The sequence below is a fragment of the Curtobacterium sp. B8 genome (genome assembly GCF_000333315.1).
Lineage (GTDB): Bacteria > Actinomycetota > Actinomycetes > Actinomycetales > Microbacteriaceae > Curtobacterium > Curtobacterium luteum.
Genome location: NZ_BACW01000022.1, coordinates 1 through 1,392, shown reverse-complemented (window position 1 = coordinate 1,392; position 1,392 = coordinate 1). Strand labels below are relative to the sequence as shown.

Here is a 1,392-nt window from a genome sequence, read left to right as displayed (position 1 = left end):
GGCCTCCGGCCCGGGAACAAGACCTGTACGACCGGGCCGGTGTCGTGACCCGCAACGGCACGGCCAGCCTGCCCGAGCGCGCAGCGCGGCGGACCACCCGCTGGTCGCCGCTGCCGACGCGGCCGGCAGCATCAGCCTCGGCAAGACGGCCTCGCCCGAGTTCGGGATGTCCTCGTCGTCCGAGACCCGGTTCGGTACCACCCGCAACCCGTACGACACGCAGCGCGCGCCCGGCGGCAGCTCGAGCGGGGCCGCGGTCGCCGTCGCTGCCGGGCTGCTCCCCGCCGCGATCGGCACCGACGGCGGAGGCTCGGTGCGGATCCCCGCCGCGGCCACGGGCCTCGTCGGTCTGAAGCCGAGCCGCGGACGCGTCCCCGCGATGCCCGGCCGGTCCGGCGTGGGCGGCCTCTCGGTCGCCGGACCGCTGACCCGGTCGGTGGCGGATGCCGGCATGCTGCTCGACGCGCTCGTCCGTCCGACCGGGCTCGACGAGCCGGAACCGTACGCGCTCGTCACGCCCGACGTCGGGGACGGCCCGTTCACCGCCGCCGCCGTCCGGGGCGAGGGACGCTTCGTCGTCGGGGTGCTCGAGGGCTCCCCGTGGGACGACACCGTCGACGTCATCGTCGACCCGGCGGCGCGGTCAGCCGTCGAGACCGCGGTCCGCGCTCTCGGTGAGGTCGGGCACGGGGTCGAGGACGTCCGCATGCCGCGCGCTCCCTACGCCGAGGCGTTCCGGGTGGCGTGGGAGTCGAGCGCAGCACGCCTCCCGACCGTGCCGGGGATCGACCTCGCGCAGCTGACACCGCTCGTGGCGTGGCTCGTCGAGCGCGGGCAGCGGCTGACCGGTACCCGGGTGCTCGACGCGATGACGGCGCTCGACGCCTTCTCCGTCGCGCTCATCAGGGCGTTCGACCGCTTCGACGCCGTGCTCACCCCGACGCTGGCGCTGACACCGCGGCCGCTCGGCTGGTACGGCGACGACCCGGAGGAGGACTTCCGGCGGCAGTGCGCCTACTCGCCGTGGACCTCGATGGCGAACGTGTCGGGCCTCCCGGCGATCACCCTGCCCGTCGGTGTCACGGCGGACGACCACCCGGACGGCGGCGGGTTGCCGATGGGGGTCCAGCTGATCGGGCGGCCCGGGGGCGAGCGGGTCCTGCTCGCGATCGGTGCCCAGCTCGAGCGCCGTCTCCGCTGGCAGCGGCGGCACCCCGCGGCCTGGACCGCCTGACCCGCCCGGCCTGTCCGACGGCTCGCGTTACCGGGGGAGCGTGCGCGTTGCGACACCGCGCGCGTCGTTCGACGCGTGCAGCGTCGAAGCGTGCGCGTTTCCCCGATCCGCGGCCCACGACCAGCCGGGACCCGACCCGGCTCGCGCCCGCGCCTACG

At 76.1% G+C, this 1,392-nt stretch carries 1 protein-coding gene; it reads left to right on the top strand.

What is annotated here, in order from left to right; translation table 11 throughout:
• Positions 1–1,234 (top strand): amidase (locus tag I59_RS18765; protein WP_148286032.1); only part of this gene is annotated, 1,234 nt, incomplete at its 5' end.
• Positions 1,235–1,392 lie beyond the last annotated feature (158 nt).